This window comes from Microcystis sp. M49636_WE2 (genome assembly GCF_030065375.1).
GTDB classification, from domain to species: domain Bacteria; phylum Cyanobacteriota; class Cyanobacteriia; order Cyanobacteriales; family Microcystaceae; genus Microcystis; species Microcystis aeruginosa_C.
Genome location: NZ_JASJFG010000646.1, coordinates 1 through 1,486, shown reverse-complemented (window position 1 = coordinate 1,486; position 1,486 = coordinate 1). Strand labels below are relative to the sequence as shown.

The window sequence follows — 1,486 nt, the reverse complement described above, 5'->3', positions numbered from 1 at the left end:
TTCATCAAACCCTCGCGCTGAGTTTGCAGGGCGACTAATTGACCCGCTAGTTGTTGACGGGCGGCATCGAGATTACTTTGCTGACGGATGCGATTGCTGGGAAGAGAGGTCAGGACACCATCTTTTCCGATCACCTCGGCGGCTCTTTTTTGTAAGAGAGATTCGTTAACTTCCTGTTGCTTGCGTAATTTAACTACGGCGGGATGTTCGGGACGTAAATCCTTCTCTAGTCGCTCCAATTGGGCCTCTGTGTCCAAGATCTGCGCTCGGATACTGGCAATAATCGGGTCGGCACTAAGGGCTGAGGAGGTGTAGGCCTGATCGGGGGTTAAATCGAGTTGTTTACTCAGACTATCAATTTGTCCTTGAATGCCTTGCAGTCCTAGACGAATTTCTCGCTGTTGCTGTTGACTACTGGTGATCGCGGTGAATAAACTCCCATCTTGAATGGCCAGTAAATCTGAACCCTGGCTACTAATGTAGCGATAAAATTTTTCTTCGGCTCTGGTTAAATCTTTTTGGACTTCGTTAAGCCGGACACCGAGAGCTTCTATGCGGGCGCGTAACTGGGAAGTATTAATCCAGCGGCTGTATTCCACCATTTCCTTCATCAAGGTTTCGAGAATTAACTCCGCCTTGGCCCGGGAGTCGGCCGTTAACTCTAAAAGTATCTCTTGGGGTTGATCGCTATTATTTTTTCCCTCCGCTTCACCCGGGAAGGTGATTTTTAAATCTTGATCGCGAATTTTAACGAGCTGTTCTTGATTAAATTGCAATTTTTTGGCTGTATTGATCAATACCCGGGGAGATAGCAGTAAATCGCGATCGATAGCCCGTCCTTGTTCTTGCAGTTGGGTTCCCGTACTGGTAAAAGCTGGCGGCGGTACCCGATAGGCTAGTTGTCCCACCGCCCGATAAAATGTGGGGGGTTTCTCCGGATCGGGGAGGAGAGCAAAGATCGCAGAACCACCTAAACAGACGAGGAACACGAATATTCCCACAAATTTGTTCTGATCTAGCGAGATGAGAAATCGTTTAACAATTGGTAGAGCCATAGCTTTTTAATATATTCCCAGATTTTTTACATTTTAGCGGTCAAGAGTTATTCTCGTCCTTGAAATCCTAGCTTATGAAGTTGTGTTAAGGAGTGAAGGGAGCAAGTTGCACCTCAATTATTGAAGTTATTGAATTGATTGCCAAAGTCGAGAATTGTATTGGTAAAACTGGAAATATCCCGAATGGGTTGGGTAATGATATTAAAAGCGGCGAAAATTTCCCCTAATAGGGTGCGGGTGACGATAATTACGTCTTGATCTTCTAAGGGAATATTTTGGGAGATATCTCCCCTAACTGCCGCTATCGGACTCAAAGTTTGACTAACAATTCCCCCTTTGGCACTATCAAAACGGAGCAGAGACACTTCATTGACATTAATCCGCAGGCGATCGGAAACCGGTAAACTAGCCACCACATCGAGGAAGGTACT

1 protein-coding gene and 1 pseudogene are annotated in these 1,486 nt (G+C 45.9%); both read right to left on the bottom strand.

What is annotated here, in order from left to right; genetic code table 11:
- On the bottom strand, positions 1–1,055 hold a 1,055-nt coding region (locus PX484_RS14990), incomplete at its 3' end, for a GumC domain-containing protein (RefSeq protein WP_502882747.1).
- Positions 1,056–1,168: 113 nt separating this feature from the next.
- A pseudogene (locus tag PX484_RS14985) lies at positions 1,169–1,486 on the bottom strand (polysaccharide biosynthesis/export family protein); the annotation flags it as partial.